Annotated in this window: 21 protein-coding genes; 8 read left to right on the top strand and 13 right to left on the bottom strand. The window is 72.7% G+C overall.

Going from position 1 to position 20,504, the window contains the following annotated elements:
* Nucleotides 1–84 precede the first annotated feature (84 nt).
* From ACGFX4_RS04745 to ACGFX4_RS04730, 4 genes are all read right to left on the bottom strand, one after another.
* Nucleotides 85–324 carry a hypothetical protein gene (locus ACGFX4_RS04745; RefSeq protein WP_393070264.1) on the bottom strand — a complete coding sequence of 80 codons (240 nt, stop codon included), beginning with the start codon at nucleotides 322–324 and terminating at the stop codon, nucleotides 85–87.
* Nucleotides 325–429: 105 nt separating this feature from the next.
* The gene (locus ACGFX4_RS04740) at nucleotides 430–1,665 is read right to left on the bottom strand and encodes an RCC1 domain-containing protein (RefSeq protein WP_393070263.1); all 1,236 of its coding nucleotides are present in this window, start codon (nucleotides 1,663–1,665) and stop codon (nucleotides 430–432) included.
* Nucleotides 1,666–1,697: 32 nt separating this feature from the next.
* Complete coding sequence (locus tag ACGFX4_RS04735) at nucleotides 1,698–2,975, bottom strand: RCC1 domain-containing protein (RefSeq protein WP_393070261.1); 1,278 nt, start codon at nucleotides 2,973–2,975, stop codon at nucleotides 1,698–1,700.
* Between the two features lie 69 nt (nucleotides 2,976–3,044).
* A complete protein-coding gene (locus tag ACGFX4_RS04730; RefSeq protein ID WP_393070259.1) occupies nucleotides 3,045–3,287 on the bottom strand; it encodes a hypothetical protein in 243 nt (80 codons plus the stop codon).
* 315 nt (nucleotides 3,288–3,602) lie between these two features.
* On the opposite strand from ACGFX4_RS04730, the gene ACGFX4_RS04725 reads away from it, so the two are divergent.
* Together ACGFX4_RS04725 and ACGFX4_RS04720 are read left to right on the top strand one after the other, a co-directional pair.
* Nucleotides 3,603–4,469, top strand: coding sequence for a hypothetical protein (locus tag ACGFX4_RS04725; protein ID WP_393070258.1), 867 nt, complete (start codon nucleotides 3,603–3,605; stop codon nucleotides 4,467–4,469).
* Nucleotides 4,457–5,821 (top strand): hypothetical protein, encoded by a 1,365-nt coding sequence (locus ACGFX4_RS04720; RefSeq protein WP_393070257.1) that lies wholly within the window; start codon nucleotides 4,457–4,459, stop codon nucleotides 5,819–5,821. Before ACGFX4_RS04725 ends, ACGFX4_RS04720 begins: the two co-directional genes overlap by 13 nt.
* Before the next feature lie 67 nt (nucleotides 5,822–5,888).
* Here the strand turns inward: ACGFX4_RS04720 and ACGFX4_RS04715 are convergent, their stop codons facing one another.
* The 3 genes from ACGFX4_RS04715 to ACGFX4_RS04705 all read right to left on the bottom strand — a co-directional run bounded on the left by ACGFX4_RS04715 (nucleotide 5,889) and on the right by ACGFX4_RS04705 (nucleotide 9,856).
* On the bottom strand, nucleotides 5,889–6,812 hold the full coding sequence (locus ACGFX4_RS04715) for a hypothetical protein (protein ID WP_393070255.1): 924 nt from the start codon (nucleotides 6,810–6,812) through the stop codon (nucleotides 5,889–5,891).
* Nucleotides 6,809–7,783, bottom strand: a complete 975-nt coding sequence (locus tag ACGFX4_RS04710) for a hypothetical protein (protein WP_393070254.1) — start codon at nucleotides 7,781–7,783, stop codon at nucleotides 6,809–6,811. The genes ACGFX4_RS04715 and ACGFX4_RS04710 overlap by 4 nt, the downstream gene beginning before the upstream one ends.
* 222 nt (nucleotides 7,784–8,005) lie before the next feature.
* The gene (locus tag ACGFX4_RS04705) at nucleotides 8,006–9,856 is read right to left on the bottom strand and encodes a glycosyl hydrolase family 18 protein (protein ID WP_393070252.1); all 1,851 of its coding nucleotides are present in this window, start codon (nucleotides 9,854–9,856) and stop codon (nucleotides 8,006–8,008) included.
* 277 nt (nucleotides 9,857–10,133) lie between these two features.
* On the opposite strand from ACGFX4_RS04705, the gene ACGFX4_RS04700 reads away from it, so the two are divergent.
* Nucleotides 10,134–10,427, top strand: coding sequence for a hypothetical protein (locus ACGFX4_RS04700; protein WP_393070250.1), 294 nt, complete (start codon nucleotides 10,134–10,136; stop codon nucleotides 10,425–10,427).
* Nucleotides 10,428–10,565: 138 nt separating this feature from the next.
* On the opposite strand, the gene ACGFX4_RS04695 is transcribed toward ACGFX4_RS04700, so the two are convergent.
* Nucleotides 10,566–10,865, bottom strand: coding sequence for a hypothetical protein (locus tag ACGFX4_RS04695; RefSeq protein WP_393070248.1), 300 nt, complete (start codon nucleotides 10,863–10,865; stop codon nucleotides 10,566–10,568).
* Nucleotides 10,866–11,010: 145 nt separating this feature from the next.
* Nucleotides 11,011–11,592 (bottom strand): TetR/AcrR family transcriptional regulator, encoded by a 582-nt coding sequence (locus tag ACGFX4_RS04690; protein WP_393070246.1) that lies wholly within the window; start codon nucleotides 11,590–11,592, stop codon nucleotides 11,011–11,013.
* 89 nt (nucleotides 11,593–11,681) lie between these two features.
* Between ACGFX4_RS04690 and ACGFX4_RS04685 the strand changes: the two genes are divergently transcribed.
* Both ACGFX4_RS04685 and ACGFX4_RS04680 read left to right on the top strand, forming a co-directional pair.
* Nucleotides 11,682–12,563, top strand: coding sequence for an SDR family oxidoreductase (locus tag ACGFX4_RS04685; RefSeq protein ID WP_393070245.1), 882 nt, complete (start codon nucleotides 11,682–11,684; stop codon nucleotides 12,561–12,563).
* 279 nt (nucleotides 12,564–12,842) lie between these two features.
* Nucleotides 12,843–13,742 carry a hypothetical protein gene (locus tag ACGFX4_RS04680; RefSeq protein ID WP_393070244.1) on the top strand — a complete coding sequence of 300 codons (900 nt, stop codon included), beginning with the start codon at nucleotides 12,843–12,845 and terminating at the stop codon, nucleotides 13,740–13,742.
* Between the two features lie 11 nt (nucleotides 13,743–13,753).
* On the opposite strand, the gene ACGFX4_RS04675 is transcribed toward ACGFX4_RS04680, so the two are convergent.
* Complete coding sequence (locus ACGFX4_RS04675) at nucleotides 13,754–14,371, bottom strand: TetR/AcrR family transcriptional regulator (protein ID WP_393070242.1); 618 nt, start codon at nucleotides 14,369–14,371, stop codon at nucleotides 13,754–13,756.
* A 107-nt stretch (nucleotides 14,372–14,478) separates the two neighbouring features.
* On the opposite strand from ACGFX4_RS04675, the gene ACGFX4_RS04670 reads away from it, so the two are divergent.
* A complete protein-coding gene (locus ACGFX4_RS04670) occupies nucleotides 14,479–16,092 on the top strand; it encodes an MFS transporter (RefSeq protein ID WP_393070241.1) in 1,614 nt (537 codons plus the stop codon).
* A 69-nt stretch (nucleotides 16,093–16,161) separates the two neighbouring features.
* Here ACGFX4_RS04670 and ACGFX4_RS04665 read toward each other — a convergent pair whose 3' ends face one another.
* Nucleotides 16,162–17,337 carry a PP2C family protein-serine/threonine phosphatase gene (locus ACGFX4_RS04665; protein ID WP_393070239.1) on the bottom strand — a complete coding sequence of 392 codons (1,176 nt, stop codon included), beginning with the start codon at nucleotides 17,335–17,337 and terminating at the stop codon, nucleotides 16,162–16,164.
* 240 nt (nucleotides 17,338–17,577) lie between these two features.
* Between ACGFX4_RS04665 and ACGFX4_RS04660 the strand changes: the two genes are divergently transcribed.
* Entirely contained in the window at nucleotides 17,578–18,000 is a 423-nt protein-coding gene (locus tag ACGFX4_RS04660; RefSeq protein WP_393070281.1) for an ATP-binding protein, read from the top strand.
* Nucleotides 18,001–18,072: 72 nt separating this feature from the next.
* Nucleotides 18,073–18,927: an S-methyl-5'-thioadenosine phosphorylase gene (locus ACGFX4_RS04655; protein WP_393070238.1), complete on the top strand. Its 855-nt coding sequence runs from the start codon at nucleotides 18,073–18,075 to the stop codon at nucleotides 18,925–18,927.
* On the opposite strand, the gene ACGFX4_RS04650 is transcribed toward ACGFX4_RS04655, so the two are convergent.
* Nucleotides 18,893–19,321, bottom strand: a complete 429-nt coding sequence (locus ACGFX4_RS04650) for a hypothetical protein (RefSeq protein WP_393070236.1) — start codon at nucleotides 19,319–19,321, stop codon at nucleotides 18,893–18,895. The two genes, ACGFX4_RS04655 and ACGFX4_RS04650, sit on opposite strands and share 35 nt — an antisense overlap.
* A complete protein-coding gene (locus ACGFX4_RS04645; protein WP_393070280.1) occupies nucleotides 19,318–20,451 on the bottom strand; it encodes a molybdopterin-dependent oxidoreductase in 1,134 nt (377 codons plus the stop codon). Before ACGFX4_RS04645 ends, ACGFX4_RS04650 begins: the two co-directional genes overlap by 4 nt.
* Nucleotides 20,452–20,504 lie beyond the last annotated feature (53 nt).

Below are 20,504 nucleotides of genomic sequence, written 5' to 3'. Positions count from 1 at the left end.
CACCCCGCCGGCGTCTCCGCGCGGCCCCCCCCCCCCGCCCCCCCCCCCCGCCCGGGGCGGGGGGGCGGCGAGCCGGGAGGCGGTTCAGCGTCCGGAGTGGTCGATGACGTTGCCGTTGCTGCAGTTGTTGACGTGGTCGGACACGTAGTCGCCGAGCACCGGCACGACGGCCACCTCGACGAGGCAGACCGCCGCCGCGGTGAAGTTCCAGTTGTTCGCGGCATTGACGCCGCCGCCGAAGTTGCTGTCATTGTCCGCGTGTGCCGGAGTGGTCAGGGCCAGTACGGAGAGCGAGAGCGCGCCGAGCGCGATGATCTTCTTCATGCCCGGCGCAACGACCCCGTCGACGACTCGTCACCGCGGTTGGCGCACCCGGACGACACGGGTGCGCCAACCGGGCGCTCCACGGCGCGGGGCCGTGGACCAGGATCAGTTGGCCAGGCTGAAGTCGCCGCCCACCGGTGCGGCGATCTTGTCGACGCCGGTGAGGGCGGTGAGGCTGGTCACCGGGGTGCTGCTGTCGGTGGTGGTGCCGTTGGCGAGCTGGCCGGAGCCGTTGTTGCCCCAGGACCGCACGGTGTTGTCGCCGAGCAGGGCGAGGGTGTGCTCCCGTCCGCCGGCGACCAGCTGGATCCCCTTGATGCCGGGGACCGGGACCGGGGTGATCCGGTAGTCCGTCGTCCCGTCGCCGATCTGGCCGGAGGTGTTCTGGCCCCAGGCCTTGAGGCGGTTGTCGCTGTCGGTGACGGCGAGGCTGTGGTTGCAGCCGGCGGCGATCTGCGAGACTCCGCCGAGCCAGATGCCCTGGGTGTCGACCGGGGTGTAGCGGCTGATCGTGCTGTTGTCGCCGAGCTGGCCGGTCGCGTTGTAGCCCCAGGCCTTCACGGAGTTGCCGGTGGTGGGCTTGGTGGGGCCGCTCGGCGGTCCGACCAGGGCGAGGTTGTGGTTGCAGCCGGCGGCGATCCGGGTGACCCCGGTCAGGTTGGTGACCGGGGAGGGGACGCTGCGGCTGGCCGAAGTGCCGTCGCCGAGTTGGCCGTTGATGTTGTAGCCCCAGGCCCAGACCGTGCCGTCCTCGCGCAGGGCGATGCTGTGGTTGAGGCCTGCCGCGATCGCGATCACCTTGTTGAGGCCTTCGACGGCGACCGGCACGCTGCTGTCGCTGTTGGTGCCGTTGCCGAGCTGGCCGTAGTTGTTCCTGCCCCAGGAGACCACGGTCTGGTCGGCGAGGAGGGCGAGGCTGTGGGCGCCGCCCGCGGCGATGTCGGTGGCGTTGGAGAGGTTGACGACCTGGCCGGGCGCGTTGTGGCTGAACACCGAGCCGTCGCCGAGCTGTCCGGAGCCGTTGGCGCCCCAGGACTGGACGGTACGGTCGGTCAGCAGGGCGAGCCCGTGGCCGTTGGTGGGTCCGGCGCCGCCGGCGGCGATCTTCACCACCTCGGCGCTGGTCAGGCCCAGCACGGTGGTCGCGGTCGTCCGGAAGTCGGTCCAGGTGCCGTCGCCGAGCTGTCCGGAGCGGTTGTTGCCCCAGGACTTGAGCCGCTTCTCCTGGGCGTGCGCGCTGCCGGCGGGCACGGCCGCCAGGCCGAGCGCGGTCAGCGCCGCCACCGAGGCGGCCAGCGCCGGGTGGAGCCGACGTCGTTGTGCGGTACGGGAGTTCGTCATGGGTTGCCTTCCTGTCGAAGGATCGGGCGGGGTCAGCGCGCCAGGCTGAAGCTGCCACTGGAGGGCGCCGCGACCATGGAGACGCTGCCGGACTTGGCCAGCACCTGCACCGGGGTGAGGCGCTGGGTGGTGGTGCCGTCGCCGAGCTGGCCCTTGTCGTTCAGACCCCAGGCCTGAACGGTGCCGTCGGAGAGCACGGCCAGGTTGTGGGCGGAGCCGGAGGCGATGCCGACCACCGCGGTCACGCCGGGGATCGGCACGCTGGTGTTGCGCTGGGTGGTGGTGCCGTCGCCCACCTGTCCCTTGTCGTTCAGGCCCCAGCCGCGCAGCGTGCGGTCCTGGAGGAGCGCCAGGCTGTGCGAGGCGCCGGCGGAGAGGCCGGTGACGTTCTTGAGCTCGAGGACCGGCACCGGGTAGGGCTTGTCGGCGACGGTGTCGTCGCCGAGCTGGCCCTTGTCGTTGAGGCCCCAGGCCTGGACGGTGCCGTCGGCGAGCAGCGCGAGGGCGTGCGAGGCGCCGGCGGTGATGCCCTTGACGGTGGTCAGTTCGGGGACGGCGACGGCGGAGGTCCGGGTGGCGGGGGCCGGCTTGGGGACGGGGTCGCTCGCCTTCGCCGGCTTGGCGGTGATGCCGAGCTGGCCCTTGTCGTTGTTGCCCCACGTCTTCACGGTGCCGTCCTTCAGCAGGGCCATGCTGAAGGTGTCGCCGGCCGCGATCGCCTTGACCTCCTCCAGGCCCGCCACGGTCACCGGGAGGGCGGCGTTGGTCGTGGTGCCGTTGCCGAGCTGGCCCTTGTCGTTGAGTCCCCAGGCCTTGACGGTGCCGTCCTTGAGCAGGGCGAGGGCGTGCGAGCCGCCGGCGGCGATCGCGTCGACGCCGCCCAGCCCGGCCACCAGGCCCGGCACCGCCCATTCGTCGGTCGCGCTGGTGGCGCCGTTGCCGAGCTGGCCCTTGTCGTTCTTGCCCCAGGACTCGACGGTGCCGTTGGCGAGCAGGGCGAGGCCGAAGCCCGAGCCGGCGGAGCCGCCGGTGCCACCGGCGGCCACCGAGTTGAGCTCGGCTCCCGACAGGCCCACCACGGAGGTCGGGGTGAGCCGCTGGGTCTTGGTTCCGTCGCCCAGCTGCCCGCTGGTGTTGAGCCCCCAGGCGCGCAGCCGCAGGTCGTACGCGGAGGCGGCGGACGTGGGCAGGGCGGCGGAGCCGAGCAGGGTGAGGCTCGCGACCAGCGCGGGTACGGCGGTGGCGGGCAGGAGGCGGAGCGTGCGGTGCTGCGGGTGCATGTCTTCCTCGCGTTCGGGTGGGACGGGCATGGGGACGTCCGGGCGCGGCGGGACGGAGCCGCGGCTCGGGGAGGTGCGAAGGGGCTGGTGGACGGGGTCTCAGCGGCAGAGCCGGGCCGGGCCCCGGCGGACGGGCTCGCCCGTGGTCGGGGCGGGGCCCGGCAGGGGCCGGTGATGGAGGTACGGGGCTTCGTCGCCGCACCGGGCCACCGGGCGGAGGTCGGCCGAGGCGGCTGGGGCGGCCGCGACGGCCGGCGGCCCGCTCAGCAGCGGCAGGGCGAGGGCGAACAGGGGAGCCAGGGCGTGGAGGCGGCCCCGGGCCGATCCGGAGAGGGGTGACATGTCGTCCCTTGTCGTGCGGCCGCGCACACCTGACAGCGCGGCAGTGGCCGGAGGGGGTGATCGGATCGCCCGAATCCCTGCCCAGCGATCAGAACGGTCGTACGTATCGAGAGCGATTTCCATACCGTCGGCCCAGCGAAATAGTTCGTAGTCGCCCCATTGGGCGCCCACTGGTTGCACAACGTGACCATCTCTCGAAACATGGGACGACCTGGACTGATCGACCGTCAGATCGATCACGGCAACTTTCGCTTGTTCGAGCCGACTTCATCGGAGAGGGCCATGCCACAGACACACCGAGCCAGACTCCTCGTCATGACTCTCAGTAGTGCCGTTGCCCTCGCGGCGTCGGCGCCCGCGGTGGCCGAGGACACCGAACCGGCCGTGGTGGTGAACGGAACCTTCTCCTCCCCCACGGTGCCCTCGAACGCCGCCGCCGGGATCGACGGCTGGACGGGTTGGGGCCTGGTGTCGGCCACCCGCGCCGATCACCGGCTGGGCTACCAGGCGGCCATGACCGGTGTGACATCCCCGCGGCCCCTCAGCACGCGCGTTCGCGGCGTCCGGGCGGGCGCGACGGTCACCCTCAGCTGGGACGACAGCCCCGACAGCTGCCTGGTGAAGGGTGCCGCCAAGCGGCCCTACACGGTGTCCGTGGCCGGCAGTGCCAACACTCCGGCCGACTTCACCACCAACGAGCCCCTGGGCGGCAACAAGGGGAACTGGTTCTACGGCCGGACCTACTCCTTCACCGCCACCGAGGACGCGCCGCAGGTCACCTTCACCGCGCAGACCGTCGACAGCAACAACTGCGGCTTCGCGGTGATCACCAACGTCGCGGCCAAGCAGACCTCGAAGCCGTCGTCGCCCGGGCAGAGCGATCCGTGCGCGGGCGACTCGGCGAGCAGTCCCCAGTGCAAGGACGTCGCGGGCGGCAAGGACAAGATCGACAAGTGCCCGCCCACCGACCGGGAGTGCCTCGCGGGCGTCGCCGGCGACGGGAAGGCGGAGAAGGACGGCATCGACAAGGAGACCCAGGCCGTGGCGGACTTCGGCAAGGTCCCCCGGGAGCAGGACCCGAACACCGCCGCGAACGATCTCTGCGCCCTGCCGAACGCGCTGACCTCCACGGTCGCACCCGGCGACGCGGTCGTCCCGCCGAGCGACTGGTGGTTCTGCTGATGGGCCGCCGCCTCGCGTACCGCACGCTGGCCCCGCTCGCGGCGGCCGGCCTGGTCCTCGTCACCGCGCCGCCCTCGCAGGCCGCCGACACGGTGGACGTCCCGGTGCTCAACGGCACCTTCGCCCAGCCCGCGGCGCCCGACAACGGCACCTCCGCCGGTCACGCCGACTGGTCCCCCGAGAACACCGGGGTGGTCTTCGGCAGGGCCCTCGCCCAGCACCCGCTCGGCCACCAGGCCGCCGCGCTCAACTGGAACGGCGCCGCGCTCAGCCTGCGCACCCGCCTGTGGGGTGTGAAGGCCGGCTCGACCGTCACGCTGAGCTGGGACGACAGCCCGGGCGTCGACCGCCGCTGCAGGCCCGAGCAGGTCAAGGACGGCCAGACGTACAACGTCTCGCTGATCACCACCGGTCCCGCCCCGGACCCGGTGGTCACCACCAAGGGCACCGACACCGTGGGCACCGCCAACTGGACCTCCGGCCGGACCTTCGAGTTCACCGCCACCGAGGACAACCCGATGGTCTCCTTCGACTCCGCCGAGCAGCGCGACTCGCTCTCCTGCGGCCCGCTGATCACCAACGTCACCGCCCGGCAGACGCCCGCCCCGGTCGATCAGAGGATCCGCAAGGAGCAGCTGCCCGGCCCGAAGGCCTACCGCGGCAACGACCGGCTGGAGCCGAGCATCGCGGTGGACGACTGCGAGGGGTCGGCCACCAACTGCGTCTTCACCGTGGACAACCGCTCCTCCTACCGGTACTACGGCCAGACCAGGATCGTCGGCGAGGTGTACATCAACTGCACCCGCAACGCGGTGGTCGACGACCGCCGGATGGAGAACACCGAGCCGCCGTACGACAGCCTCACCCAGTACTACGCGCTCAAGGGCACCCCTCTGGTGCCGAACCGCTCCGACATCTCGCAGAGCCGGCCCAACCTGGCGGCCCAGGCCGCGGCAGGGTTCAGCACGGCGGGCGGCAACTCGGCGGCGGTGAGCACCAACAACCCGCTCACCTGGTCGCGGACCACCACCAAGCAGCTGGGCCCCACCATCCAGCCCGGCGAGATGAGTTGGATCGAGGTGCAGCCGGCCCGCGAGCGGGTGGTCGGCACGTTCACCAACGCCCGCAACAAGTACCGGCTCGACGCGGTCTTCGACGTCCCCTCCACCTCCCTTCCCGACCGCTACTACCAGCGCAGCGGCCCGCTCACCGAGACCGAGCTGCAGCGCTGCGGCGCCGCCCGGCCGACCGCCGGTACGCCGGACAACGGCGCCGGGACGGACAAGCGCCTGATCACTGTGGGCACCCCGCCCGCCGGGGCCGCCACCAGGTCGGTGCTGCTCGACCCGTAGGCGCGGTCACGGAGATCGGCCGCCCTTCCCACCGTTCGGGAAGGGCGGCCGACTCGCGCGCGGAGTGTCAGCCCAGCGCGGTCCAGGCGTCCCCGGCGTCCAGCCGGTACCGCCCGGTCGGCGCGGTGCCGTCCGCACGCGGCGCGGCCTCGATCAGCCCGCCGCCGAGCGCGCGTCCCCCCGGACGCAGCGACAGGCAGCGGCCGGTGGCGCTGAAGGTCTGCGCCACGACCGTGCTCACGTTCACCGTGGACGGGCTGTCGACGATGATGTTCTTGATCAGCTTGCCGATGCCGCCCACCGTCAGCTCGCCGACGGTCCGGGTCATCGCGTTCATCGTGCCGAACTGCAGCTCGTCGCCCGACTTCACGGTGAACTTGACCTGCGTGGTCTCCGTGCTGGTCCGCTTCCACTCGTGCGAGTAGGTCGCCTTGAACGCCAGCTCGAAGGAGGCCTTCGCACTGAGTTTCAGCTGTGCGGCGCCGGTCGCGCTGCCCCCGACCGAGATCGAGCCGCCGTTGGTGGTCTCCGAGTTCGGGCCCTTGTCGCTCGGCGCGGTGATGTCGGTGTGGGTGACCTCGGTCTTGTTGCTGCCGCTCACGCTGCCGGAGACGTCGGTGGTGTTGTCGATCGTGCCCTCCAGCGCGGCCCGGCCGGAGATCTCGCCCGCGATGTTGTCCGTGGTGCTCGACTCCAGCACCACGGTGCGGACGATGTCGATCGGCTTGTTGGTGCAGTTGATCACCGCGTTGCCGACCGAGGCCACCGCGGAGGTGATCTCGCGGGTGAGGCCCGGAATGATCCGGAACGAGCAGTCGTACTCCTGCCCGCACTTGTGGGCGATCGCGGGCGCGTCGTCCTCGGCGGACGGTGACGGGGCGACGGCGGAGCCCGGAGCGGAGGTCGCGTCCTCCGCGAGGGCGGGCGCGGCGCCCAGGGCGAGTACGGCCATGACGGTCGGCGTGACCGCCAGTCCCTTCCATCGCCTCATCGGGTCCTCCAACTGCCGTCGGCGGTCCGGACGAACACCGTGTCCGGTGCCCGGCGGGCGCTCTCCGCCCGGTCGGGTGGCGGCTCGACCAGGCCGCCGACGGCGGCGCGGCCCGTGGGCCGGAGGGACAGGCACTTGCCCGGCACGGCGAAGGTCTGCGCGACCACCGAGCTGACGTTGACGCTCGACGGGCTGTCCACCGTGATGTTCTTGACCAGCTTCCCGGTGTTGTTCACCGTCAGCTGGCCAGCCGCCCGCGACATCGCGTTCACCACCCCGAACTGGATCTCGTCCCCGGGGCTGACGGTGAACACCACCCGGGTCGACTCCGTGGTGACCGCCTGCCACTGCCGGGAGAAGCTGGCCTGGAACGCCGCCTCGAAGGTGGCCTTCGCCCCCAGGTGCAGGGCGTTGGAGCCGGCCACCGTGCCGGTGACCTCGGTCGTGTTCTTCACGTCGTCCTTGGTGGTCGGGCCCTTGTCCTTGTTCGGACCGTTCTGCGTGGTGCCGGTCACGACGCCCGGCGTCGCGGTGCCGGACCCCGACACGGTCACCGTGGTGTCCACCCCGCCCTCCAGCGCCGCCTTTCCGGAGATCTGGCCGCCGATGTTGTCGGTGCTGCTCGTCACGAAGGTGACGGTGCGGTCGATCTCCATGTCGCTGTCGGTGCAGTTGATCGCCGCGTTCCCCACCGACACCACCGCGCTGACGAACTCGCGCGGCGCCCGGTCGTACATCCGGAAGCTGCACGCCGCCCCCTTGTCGCACAACCCGGCGACCTCCTCGGCCGAGCTCAGCGGGGTCTGCCCGTCCAGTGCCTGCGCCACCGGGAAGGGCGGCGGGCCGCCGTCCGCCCTGGCGCTGCCCGGCACGGCGAGCGGCAGCACGACCGCTATCACCGCGGCGCCGGGGACCATGACGGAGAATCGGCCGGCGCGCCGCCCTGCGGGCGGCCGTGCGGAAACAACCACAGGTGCTCTCCTCATCCGTGAAGCGGGTGCGACCGGGGTGCGCGACGACCGTCACCCGGTCCCCCCATCCTCGGCGAGAATCGCATCGTGGGCGAACCGCCATCGCGGGCCAGTGCGCCGTTCGATGGGAATCGACACCGCTGAGCCGCGGTCAGGGCGCGCCGGGAGCACGGCGGAGCCGGGGAACGGGGGGCGGACCCCGCTCCCCGGCTCCGGTCGGTGCTACTGGAGTCCGCTGTGGACCGCGTTGGCGAGCTCACCGTTGGCGGTGTCGCCGCTGAACTCCCAGTAGAAGGCGCCCCTCAGGCCCTGCTGCTTGGCCCAGGCCATCTTGCCCGCGATGGTCGCCGGGGTGTCGTAGCTCCACCAGTTGCCGCCGCAGTGCGCGTAGGCGGTGCCGGCGACGGTCCCGGTGGCCGGGCAGCTGCTCTTGAGGACCTTGTAGTCCTCGATGCCCTGCTCGTAGGTGCCCTGCGCCGGTCCGGTGGCGGCGCCGCCGGGGGCGTCCTGGGTGACGCCGGTCCAGCCGCGGCCGTAGAAGCCGACGCCGAGGTTGAGCTTGGACCCGGCGACGCCCTTGCCCTTGAGCTTGGTGATCGCCGCCTCGGAGTTGAACCCGGCGATCGGGATGCCCGCGTACGAGGTGAGCGGCGAGTGCGGGGCCGTCGGGCCTTTGGCGTCCCACGCGCCGAAGAAGTCGTACGTCATGACGTTGTAGAAGTCGACGTACTGGGCGGCGCCCGCGTAGTCGGCCTGGTCGAGCTTGCCGCTGTTGCTGCCGTCGGCGGAGATCGCGGCGGTGACCAGGTTGCCGGTGCCGAAGCGGGCCCGCAGCGCCGACATCAGGTTGCGGTACGAGGCGGCGCCGCTGGTGTCGCAGGACAGGCCGCAGGCGTTGGGGTACTCCCAGTCGATGTCGATGCCGTCGAAGACGTCGGCCCAGCGCGGGTCCTCGACCAGCCGGTAGCAGGAGTCGGCTAACGCGGCGGGGTTGGCGGCCGCCTGGCCGAAGCCACCCGACCAGGTCCAGCCGCCGAAGGACCACAGCACCTTGATGTTCGGGTACTGCTTCTTCAGCTTGCGCAACTGGTTGAAGCTGCCCCGCAGGGCGCCGGTGTCCCAGGTGTCGGCGACGCCATCGACGCTCTGGTCCGCGGTGTAGGCCTTGTCGTAGTCGGCGTAGGCGTCGCCGATGGTGCACTGGCCGTTCTGCACGTTGCCGAACGCGTAGTTGATGTGGGTGATCTTCGACGCGGTCCCGGAGGTGACCAGGTTCTTCACGTGGTAGTTGCGCCCGTAGATGCCACACTCGGTGAAGTACCCGAGCTTGACCGGGCCGCCCGGGTCGACGATGACACCGGTGGTGGTGACGCTGACGACGCCGGAGGCCGGGCCGGTCTGGTCCGCGGTGTCACGGGCGACGACCGTGTAGCTGTACGTCGTCCCCTTCGTCAGACCCGAGTCCGTGAACGACGTGCCGGTCACCGTCGCGACCCTCGCCCCGCCGCGCAGGACGTCGTAGTTCTTCACGCCGTAGTCGTCGTTGGCCGGAGCCCAGGTGAGGGTGAGGTTGGTGTCGCCGACCCCGCTCGCGGTCGGGGTGCCCGGGGCGCCGGGCGGGTTGTCCGTGGGGGTGGTGCCGCCGTCGCAGCTGCCGCCGTTGAGCTTGCAGCCGCTGGGGGCTCCCGAACCGGTCCCGACGAAGCCGAAGCTGACACTGGCACCGGGGGCCAGCGTGCCGTTCCAGCTCTTGTTCCTGCCCGTCCAGTGGCCGCCCGAACTGGTGACGTCCGCGTCCCAGAACGAGCTGACGGAGGTGCCCGCGGGGTAGTCCCACTCGACGGTCCAGCTGGTCAGCGCGGTGGTGCCGGTGTTGCTGATCGTCCACTTGCCCTCGAAGCCGGTGCCCCAGTCCGAGCTCTTGGTGTACGTGGCCGTCGCGGTGCCGGCCGCCTGGGCCGGGGCTGCGACGGCCACCAGGCCGGCGGCGGGCAGCACGAGGGCGGCGGCCACGGCCGCGACCCTCGTGAAGAACCGGGAGGTCCCGGTGGGGTGTGGGGGTGCTGTGCTCAAGGGGTGCTCCTCCGTTGGTCCATGGCAGCCGTGGGGACTGCCGCATGGGGGACGGAACTGCGCCGCCTGTGAGCAGGCCGGTCGGGGCGGCCGCTCACCACAGTTGTCACCGGGAGGCTAGAAAGGTATGAACCATTACAGTTGAATGCACCGCGGGTTCCCTGCCCTTTACCCGCCCTTTCCCCACGGGGCCCGCTCCTGGCCCATCCGGCACGCCCGCTGCTCCGAATGCCACGGCGGCCGCGCGCCGGCCCGTCACCGGGCCGACGCTGGCCGAATGGACATCGTCGTCGTGCTCGAACCGGACACACCCAGCAACATCCGGATCCTCGCCTCAACACACCCCGCCCAGCCGGTACTCCGCGCGCACACCGCCCCCACCGAGCCCTCGGGCCTCTGCGGCCCCGTCACGCTCTGCGGCCTCGACACCGCCGACATGACCCTCGCCCCGCACTGGACCGACAGCGGCGCACGGCGCTGGCACACCTGCGGCCCGTGCCAGAACAGCTTCACCACCCCCACCGGGGACGCCGGCGCACCCGCCACCACCAGCACACCTGACGACGCGTAGCCAGAACCGCCACGCCGCCGGTCGGGCCTCCGGGCCCACCGGCGCGAATCGGCGGGTTCCGGCACATCGGACCCTCGTACGGGCGCGACACGGGGGACGGCCCCGGCCGCCGCAGCAGCGTGACGGCGGCCGGGCGCGCTACGCGGCTCCGGTGATCCCGGGCGCGACGAAGCGGCGGTGCAACGGGGCGAAGGACACCTGTGGCTCGCCGGTGATCCCGGCCTTCTCGATCTCCGCAGCGAGCCGCTCGGCCATGAACGCCTCGAACGCCTCCTGCGAGTTCCACACGTCGGTCACGTGCAGGCCCTCGGCGTCGAACCAGGCCGCGTGGAGCTGGGCCCCGGCCGGCGCCAGTTGCTCCCAGTCCACCGCGTCCCGCACGGTGTCGTACTGCGCCGGCGACACCCCGGCCCACACCATCGACATCACCACAGCCATGGCCCTCTCCCATCTCTGCGGGCCCGACCTTCTACCCTCCAGCGAACCTCCACCCGGCGCTTCACGCACCTCCGCGCGCGGGCGGAGCGTCGCGCACGGCGCTGCCGCCCCAGCCCCGGGGCCGCAGCCACAGCGGCGGTGGCGGTCAGCGCAGTTCGGCGGCGGCCGCGCGGAGTTCGTCGAGGGCGGCGCGGGTGAGCGGGGCCAGCTCGCCGGGGTCGTCGTCGCGGGTGGGGTCGGTCCACCGGGTGAAGCCGAGCCGGAAGGCGAGGACGCCGAGTTCCGCGGCCACGTACGCCGACGCCTGCGGAACGCCCCGGCCCAGCAGCGCCTCGGTCATGGCCGCGGCCATGCCGGTGCTCTTGGAGGCGTCGCGCTGCCTCAGTTCGTCGTTCGCCTCGATGGCGGCGTGCATCAGGGTGCCGATGTCGCGGTTGACGGAGGTCATCCGGCGGGAGGCGTGTTCCAGTCCTGCCGCGACGGCGGTCATCGGTGTGGCGTCGGCGGGGGCGGCGTCGATGCCCTCGGTCAGGAGGCGGCTGAGGGTCTCCTGACCGGCGGTGAGGATGTCCCGCTTGTCGCCGAAGTGGCGGTGGAAGGTGCTGCGGGTCAGCCCGGCCCGTTCCGAGATCTCGGCGACCGTGGTGGCGTCGTAGCCCTTCTCGGCGAACAACTGCAAGGCCGCCACCACCAGGCGCTGTCGGGCATCCGGTTTCCATCGCGGCATGGGAGCCATCCTACCTGATGCGACAGATGTCGCATCAGGAGGTAACGTAAGTGACGAGACACCTGTCGCATCACCTTGGGGAGCTCGTCATGCACGTGTTCATCACCGGCGGTACAGGCCTGATCGGCTCCGCCGTCGTCGCCGAACTGCTCGCCGCGGGCCACACCGTCACCTCCCTCGTCCGCTCCGACACCTCCGCCGCCCGTGCCGCGGCCGCCGGCGCCGGCGTGCTCCGCGGCGCACTCACCGACCTCCGGACCCTGCGCAGCGGCGCCGAGCGGGCGGACGGCGTCATCCACCTGGCCTTCGCCAACGACTTCAGCTCGCCCGAAGCCGTCGCGCGGGCCGTCGCCGAGGAGGCGGACGCCCTCGCCGTGCTCGGCGAGGCCCTCACCGGCACCGACCGGCCGCTCGTCACCGTGGCCGGCACACCCGTCGTACCCGGACGCGCCTCGACCGAGGACGACCCGCTCGCGACCGACGGCCCCGTCGGCGGCCGCGCCCGGTCGGTGAACGAGGTACTCGCCCTCGCCTCGCACGGCGTCCGCAGCACCGCCGTCCGGCTGCCGCGCACCGTCCACAACGAGGGCCAGGGCGGATTCGCCGGCCTCCTCACCCAAATCGCCCGGCGCAGCGGCGTCGTCGGCCACCCAGGCGACGGCACCCAGCGCTGGCCCGCCGTCCACGCCCTCGACGCGGCCCGACTGTTCCGGCTCGCCCTGGAGAAGGCCCCGGCCGGGACGTCCTGGCACGCCGTCTCGGACGAGGGCGACGCCGTCGGCGACATCGCCGCCGTCATCGGGCGACGCCTCGGCCTCCCGACCGCGTCCCTGCCGCAGGAGAACTTCGGCCCCCTCGGCCCCGTCTTCGCCACCGACCAACCCGCGTCCAGCACCCACACCCGCACCGCACTCGGCTGGAAGCCCACCCACCCGGACCTGCTCACCGACCTGGAGAACATCCAGGCCTGACGCCGCGCAGGCCGCCGCCGACGAACGATCAGCGCCAGTCCCCCCCTGCTCGGACGGCTCGCACCCGCAGGAGGGAGATCCTGGGCAACGGCGGCGGCCCGCACGGCGGGTTGCCGGGCCGGTTCCGGCCCCGGCGGGCGAGAATCGGTGCGGCGGCCATCCGGCGTGCCCGCGGAAGTGCCGGTGCCGGCATGCGCCGCTCCGGACCGGAGCGGTTGGGCGCGTCCTCGCCGCTGACTTCTCCGGGAGGCCGACACGAAGCGGATCGACCGCGCGTACGTGGTGAGGGCGGCGACGTTCTGGCTCCGCCCCGCGTTCGCGCTGCGCGTCGTCAGCAGGTTCCAGCGGCTGGTCGGGTTCGACCGCTCGATGGCCCTGGCCTCCTCCGCGCTGACGGCCCTGGTCCCGCTCGCCATCCTCTGCAGCGCCTTGGTGGTCCACCTCGGCGGCAAGGGGATCGCCGAGCGGGTGATCGACCGTTACGGCCTCACCGGCGACGGCGCCGACGCCGTGCGCGACATCCTCTCCCCGACCGACGACTGGACCCCGCTGGGGCTCTTCGGCGTCGTCTTCCTCCTGGTCTCCGCACTGAGTTTCGCGCGCGCCGCCCAGCGGCTCTACGAACAGGGCTGGGAGCTGCAGCCCCTGAGCGTCCGCAACACCGTGAACGGCCTGAAGTGGCTCGCTCTGCTGGCCGTCTACGCCGCGTTCAACGGCTGGATCCACACCGCGCTCGGCCACCGGCCACTGGAACTGGCCGCGGCCCTCGTGGAAGCGCCGGCCACGGCGGTGTTCCTCGTCTGGGGCGGCCGGCTCCTGTCCGCCGGCCGCATCTCCCGGCCCCACCTCGTACCGTTCGGCCTCATCGGTGCCGCCGCCCTGACCGGCTACTCCGTGGCGCTGAGCTTCTATCTGCCACGCATGTTCGACTCCTACACGAACCGGTACGGCGCGTTCGGGGCGGTGTTCGCCATGCTCTCCGCCCTGTTCGGCGCGATGCTCGCGACCGTGGGCTGCGCGGCGCTGGGGCGAGAGGTGGGGGAAGAACTCGACAGGATCCACCGGGGAGAGCGGGCACCGGACAACGAGGTCCGCCAGGAATGGGACACCGTGCTGCGCCAGGCCCGCTCACGGTGGCACACGGGCCGCGGTCTGACCCGCCTCTCCAGAAGACGCTGAGGAGCCGGGGCTCACAGGCCGCGGGCGACGGCGCCGAGCACGGAGGCGACGGCGGCTTCCCGTTCTTCGGCGGGGAGTTGGCGCAGGGGGCCGTCGACGAGGAGGGCCGACAGGCCGTGGACGGCCGACCAGGCGGCGTACTGCGCCCCGGGCCGCCGCTCCGGCGGCAGCGCGCCGACGCCGACCAGTTCGTCGAGGCGGAGCGCGAGGAGCGAGTAGGGGTCGGTGGCGGCGGGGCCGGGGTGGGTTTCGGCGGGCTCGGCGGTGTGGGCGACCGCGCCGGAGAAGGCGGTGCGGAACCAGCCGTGTTCGGTGAGGGCGAAGTCGACGTAGGCGCGGCCGATGGCTTCGAGCCTCGCCCAGGCGGCGTCGCGCGGGTCGGGGAGGTCGACCTCTCCGGCCCGCTCGATCATGAGCCGGCCGAGGTGTTCCATGCAGCCCGCGGAGACCGCGGCCAGCAGGTCCTCGCGGTCCTTGAAGTGGCGGTAGGCGGCGTTGTGGGACACGCCGACCTGGCGGCCGGCCTCGCGCAGGACGACTGCCGAGGGGCCGCCGGTGCGGGCCAGGGCGACGCCCGCTTCGACGAGGGCCTCACGAAGGCCGCCGTGGTGATATGTCCGATTAGCCAATTTTCTCCGCTTTCCCCGGCCGATGTTGACAGTGTCCACCTGGGGTGCAAGGGTGTCAATCAAGAGCATGTTCCCAGTGTCAACATGCCTGGCGGATGGAGCCTCGAATGCCCGCCCTCACCCCGCGCCGACGCCTTCTGATCCTGGCCACGGTGTGCCTCGCCGCCTTCACGATCAACCTCGACACCACCATCGTCAACGTCGCCCTGCCCGATCTGAGCCAGCAGCTCGGCGCCACGACACGCGACCTGCAGTGGATCGTGGACGGCTACAACCTGGCCTTCGCCACCCTGGTCCTCTCCGCCGGGTCGCTCGGCGACCGCTTCGGCCGACGCCCCACCCTGCTGCTCGGACTGGCCGGCTTCGCCGCGACCAGCGTCCTCGGCAGCGCGGCCGGCTCCCCGGGCCCGCTGGTCGCCGCCCGGTTCGCGATGGGCGCGTGCGCGGCGACGATCTTCCCGACCACCCTGTCGATCATCACCAACACCTTCCCCGAGCGGCGCTCGCGCGCGAAGGCCGTCGGGGTGTGGGGCGCCGTCACCGGCCTCGGGGTCGCGGTGGGGCCCGTCGTCGGCGGCGTGCTGCTGGCCCACTTCGGCTGGCCGTCGGTCTTCCTCGCGCTCGTCCCCGTCGCGCTGGTCGCCCTGGTGGCCACCTGGCTGTGGGTTCCCGAGTCGAGCTCCCCGGCGTCCGCCCGACTGGACCCGGCCGGCCTGCTGTTCTCATCCGCCGCGATCGGCGTCCTCGTCTACACCCTGATCGAGGCCCCGAACCGCGGCTGGAGCTCACCGGCGACCATCGCCGGATTCGCCGCCGCGGCTCTCCTGACCGCGGTCTTCGTCCGCGTCGAACGCGGGCGGGACCATCCGATGATCGACCTGACGCTCTTCCGCACCCCCGCCTTCTCGGCGGCCAGCGGATCGGTCACCGTGGCGTTCTTCGCGCTCTTCGGCTTCATCTTCCTGGTGACCCAGTACTTCCAGTTCATCCGCGGCTACGGAACCCTCTCCACCGGTGTGCGGATCCTGCCCGTCGCCCTGACCATCGCCGTCGGCTCGGTCGGCGGCGTGGCCCTGGTGCCCCGGCTGGGCACCCGCGCCGTGGTCAGCACCGGACTCGTCCTGCTGGGGACGTCCTTCGCGTGGATCGCCACCTCACCGACGTTCATCGCCTACCCGCAGGTCGTCGGGCAGATGGTGCTGATGGGCCTCGGCCTCGGCCTCACCACCGCACCCGCCACCGAGTCGATCCTCAGCGTCCTGCCGCCGGCGAAGGCCGGTGTCGGCTCCGCCGTCAACGACGCCACCCGCGAGGCCGGCGGCACCCTCGGCGTGGCCGTCATCGGCTCCGTCTTCACCTCCCTCTACGCGAGCAAACTCGCCACGACGGCGTTCGCCGGGCTTCCTCCCGGGACGCTGGCCGACGGCCAGGACTCGGTGGGATCCGCCCTCGGGACCGCCGCTTCCGCGGGCCCCGTCCACCAGCAGGAACTCCTGACAGCCGTACAGGACTCCTTCATGCACGGCTTCCACATCGCCTGCCTGGTGGCGGCCGGGGTCTGCCTCGCCGGCGCGGTCGGCGCCCGCCTGGCGCTCCCCGGCGTGACACCACCGCCGTCCCCCGGTCTCCGGGACACCGCCGCCCCGCAGGACGCACCGGCCGCCGCGTCCGCGCCGCAAGGAGCGGTCGGCCACGCCGGAGCCGGGCGAGAAGCCGACTGACCGAAGTCCCGGGCCTGCCGGACGGCCACCCGCCCGGCAGGCCCGCACCCGGCCCGTACCCGGCTCGCGTCAGAGCCCGGGAAGGTCCTCGCGCAGACTTCTGCCGACGGCCGGTCCGGCCGTGTCGCGCCGGATGGCGACCATCGCGGCGTCGTCGCCGAGACTGCCGCCCGCGTGGGCGAGGAGGTCCTGGCACAGGCCCCGCAGCAGCGCTCCCGGATCGCCGGACGGCCACGAGCCGAGCCGTTCGGTGAGCGGATAGAAGTCGCCGGAACCGTTGCGCGCCTCGATGACCCCGTCCGTGTACAGCAGCACGAGGTCCCCCTCCCGGAACGGGAAGCTCTCGACCTCGACACCGGCCGGGCCGAAGCCGGTGAGGCCCAGCGGCGGCGCGGGCTGCCGGGACTCCAGCGACACCACCGTGCCGTCCCGCAGGAGCAGCGGCGGCGGGTGGCCGCAGTCCGCGAGGTGGATCACCGGCTCGGTGTCGGGGATGTCGAGCACGACCGCGGTGATGAAGGACTCGCCGGCATCGGTGTCCGAAGGGCTGCCGGCCGCATCCTCCGGGTCGCCCTGGCCGCCCGGGTCGCCGAAGACCGCCTTCTCCAGGTGGGCGACCAGCCGGGGCAGGTCGATCTGCCGGTAGGCCGCGGTGCGGAAGGCGCCGAGGGCCAGCGAGGCCTCACCGATCGCCTCCAGCCCCTTGCCCCGGACGTCGCCGATCAGGAAGCGGCTCCCCTGCCGGGTGCGCACGGCCGCGTACAGGTCGCCGCCGATCTGGGCCTCGGCCTCCGCCGCCAGGTAGACCGACGCGATGCGCAGCGGGCCCATCCGCGCCGGAATGGGCCGCTGGACCACGGCCTGGGTGGCCTCCGCCACCGAACGCAGCTGCCTCAGCTCCTTCTCGTGACGCTCGCGCAGCCGCGCGAACAGGGCGACGAGCAGCGAGATCAGCGCGAGCGCGACGATCTGCACGGAGTGGTTGAGATCGACCAGTGTGGTGCGCACCGCGGCGACGATGCCCTGGGCCACGACGGCGGCGGCGCCGACGGCGAGGGTGGTTCTGGGTCCGGCGAACGACGCGGTGATCGCCGGGGCGGCCACCAGGAGCGGCCCGAGGTGCACCTGCGGTGGGGCCAGCATGTCCACGATCGAGATGGCCACGATCAGCACGAGCGGGATGAGGATCTTCCTCCCGCCCTGCTGGTCGGGCGACCGGGGGTACCGCCACCGCCGTGCGTTCATCCTTCCTGGATACCTCGTCCCGGACCGTGGTCACATCCGGTGGGGGCCCGGGCGTGTCCGCCCGACCGACCGCTCGACGGCCAATCCGTTCGTGCGCCCGCGTCGAACCATCGGCAGGAGCGCCTCCGCTCCGGAGGCGCGCTCCTCCGACTGGGGAAGGCCGTGAGAGCAGTGATCCACCTCTCACCGCGGTGCCGGCCTGCGCGGCAGGAGACCCTCGGCGGTCAACGCCTGGACCTGATGATCCCGCCCGACCCGCGACAGGTCGCACGTCTGCGTGCCGCCGCACGCTGCTTCCTGCAGCAGTGCCACCCGAAGGGGTGCTGCCACATCGCCGACGTCCTCCTGGTCGTCAGCGAACTGGCGACCAACGTGGTGAACCACACGGACGGCCCGGGACGGTTGGTCCTGGTGTCCGACCCCCAGGGGACCGAGATCCGCGTGACCGACTCCAGCCGGCGCGGGCCCCGGCCGCAGCCTCCCTCCGCCACCCGTCCCTCCGGGCGGGGGCTGGTCCTGATCCGCGAGATCGGCACCGCCGTGGACGTGACGCCGGACATCCATGGCGGGAAGACCGTCCGTGTCTACGTCGCCGATCGGAGCGCGGACCCTGCCCAGCCTCCCGCCGGACACGCCCCGCGACCCGGCGTTCGTGAACCGTAAGGCCCGGGTGTCCCGGTTCGGGCACCGCCGGCTTCTACAGTGGCCGGACAGTGACGCAGAGGAGTGGTGAACGTGACGGACGGTCATGGCCCGGTGCGGGCCGAGGTGGGTGTGATCGGTGGTTCGGGTCTGTACGAGCTGCTCGACGACGTGGTCGAGGTGCAGGTGGAGACGCCGTACGGGCAGCCGAGCGACGTGCTGGTGGTCGGCGAGGTGGCCGGCCGGTCGGTGGCGTTCCTGCCGCGGCACGGGCGCGGCCACCGCCTGCCGCCGCACCGGATCAACTACCGGGCGAACCTGTGGGCGTTGCACTCGCTCGGGGTGCGGCAGGTGCTGGGGCCGTGCGCGGTGGGCGGGCTGCGGCCCGACTTCGGGCCGGGGACGCTGCTGGTGCCGGACCAGTTGGTGGACCGCACGTCGGGGCGGGTGCAGACCTTCTACGACGGGCTGCCGCTGCCGGACGGCGGTGTCCCCGAGGTGGTGCACGTGTCAATGGCGGACCCGTACTGCCCGGCCGGGCGGGCCGCCGCGCTGGAGGCGGCGGGCGCGGCGGCCTGGGAGCCGGTGGACGGCGGGACCATGGTGGTGATCGAGGGGCCCCGGTTCTCCACCCGCGCCGAGTCGCGCTGGTTCACCGCGAACGGCTGGTCGGTGGTCGGGATGACGGGGCATCCGGAGGCGGTGCTCGCCCGTGAACTGGGGCTCTGCTACACGTCGATCGCGCTGGTCACGGACCTCGACGCCGGGGTGGAGAGCGGCCAGGGCGTGACGCACGCCGAGGTCCTCGCGGAGTTCGCGCGCAATGTGGAGCGGCTGCGCACGGTGCTGTTCAAGGCGATCGGGCTGCTGCCCGCCGAGCGCGCCTGCCCGTGCGGGCAGGCGCTGGACGGTCTCACAACGGGTCTTCCCGGCGTTCCGGGCGACTGACCGGAGGGTTCCGCCGCCGCCGGAGGAGCCCGAGCAGCAGGGCGAGGACGGCGGTGGCGGCCAGCACCAGCAGCCAGTTGCGCAGGTACGGCAGTGGCAGCACCGAGGGGTTGCCGTGGTCGTCGTCGGCGCGGAGCACGGCCGGGAGCCCGACGGCGGTGACCACCGCGGCGACGATCAGCCAGCCGCGCAGCACCGGGCCGCGGGCCGCGTACGCGCCGACGAGGCACAGCAGGGGAACCCACAGCCCGTCGTGCAGGACCAGGCCGCCCACCGCCCAGACCAGGATGTCGACCGGTGCGGTGATGTAGGAGTCGTCGAGCAGGCCGTACAGGCCGTAGCCGGTCATGGCGAGACCGGCGGCGAGTGCCGTGGCCCGGAGCCAGGTGGTCACCGGACCACCTCGATCCGGGCGACCCACTTGGTCTGCAGGACACCGGGCCGGTTCGGCGCGATGATCCGTGCCGGGAAGCCGTGGTCGGCGTTCAGCGTCTCGCCGTTGACCCGAAGGGCGAGGAGGGTGAGCGGGTCGTCGACGTACTGCGCGGGCATCTCCATCACCCGGTAGGGGCCGTCGGCCTCCAGTGAGGTGACCCGGACCGCCGTGCCGGTGGGCGCTCCGGCCCGGGCCAGCAGGTCGGCGAGGCGGACGCCGGTCCAGCGGGCGCTCGCGCTCCAGCCCTCGACGCAGGCGATCGGCAGGACGGCGTCGTACTGGGGAAGCCGGGCCAGGTCGTCGAGGCCGAGCGTGTAGGGCCGCGGCCCGTCGACCCGCAGCCGCCAGTCGGCCGGGACGGTGACCGTACCGGCCTGGGCGGCGGTGCGGTTGACCGGCAGGCCCTGCGATCCGATGTCCGGGCGGCGCGGTGCCAGCAGGTCCAGGCCGCGCAGCCAGGGCACGGTCTGGCCGGCGGTGGTGAGGGTGACGGCGCCGACCGCCGCGGTGACCGAGGTCAGGAACGCGCGACGGCCGGGGACGGACGCCTGGGGTCGGCGCCAGTTGCGGGCGATCAGCGGGGCCTTGACGGCGAGGTGGATCAGCAGGCCGCCGGTGGCGAGCCAGCCCAGCCAGAAGTGCGTCTGCCGGAACGGGAACGGCCACGGGTACCACTGGAGGGTGTTGAGCAGGCCGGTGAACAGTTCCAGCAGCAGGGCGGCGACCAGGACGGCGATGCCGAGGCGTTCCAGGGCGTGGAGCACGCTGCGGGCCGGGGGCCATTCGAACAGCCGCGGGTAGACGGTCCACAGCTTGGCGCCGGTCAGCGGGATCGCGGCGATGCCGCTGATCACGTGCAGGCCCTGGGTGAAGCGGTAGCCGTCGGCCGGACGGGCGGGCAGCACGCCGGACAGCCAGGTGGGCGGGTCCTGGAGGAGGTGGCTGGCGAGTCCGGTCAGGAAGCAGACCAGCACCGCCGCGCCGAGCCACCGGCCGAGGACGACGGTGGTGCGCGGCTCGTGCAGCGGGGAGCGGAAGGTCCCGGCCCGGAACGGGCCGCGGCGCAGTGCCTCCGGGGGCGGCGGCAGCGGACGGTCGAGGCGGCGTCGGACGCCGGAGGAGTTGGGTTCCACCCGCTCAT

This window comes from Kitasatospora sp. NPDC048365 (assembly GCF_043200835.1).
Taxonomy (GTDB): domain Bacteria; phylum Actinomycetota; class Actinomycetes; order Streptomycetales; family Streptomycetaceae; genus Kitasatospora; species Kitasatospora terrestris.
Note: the sequence above shows the minus strand (reverse complement) of the source record. Positions and strands in the feature narration are given on the sequence as shown.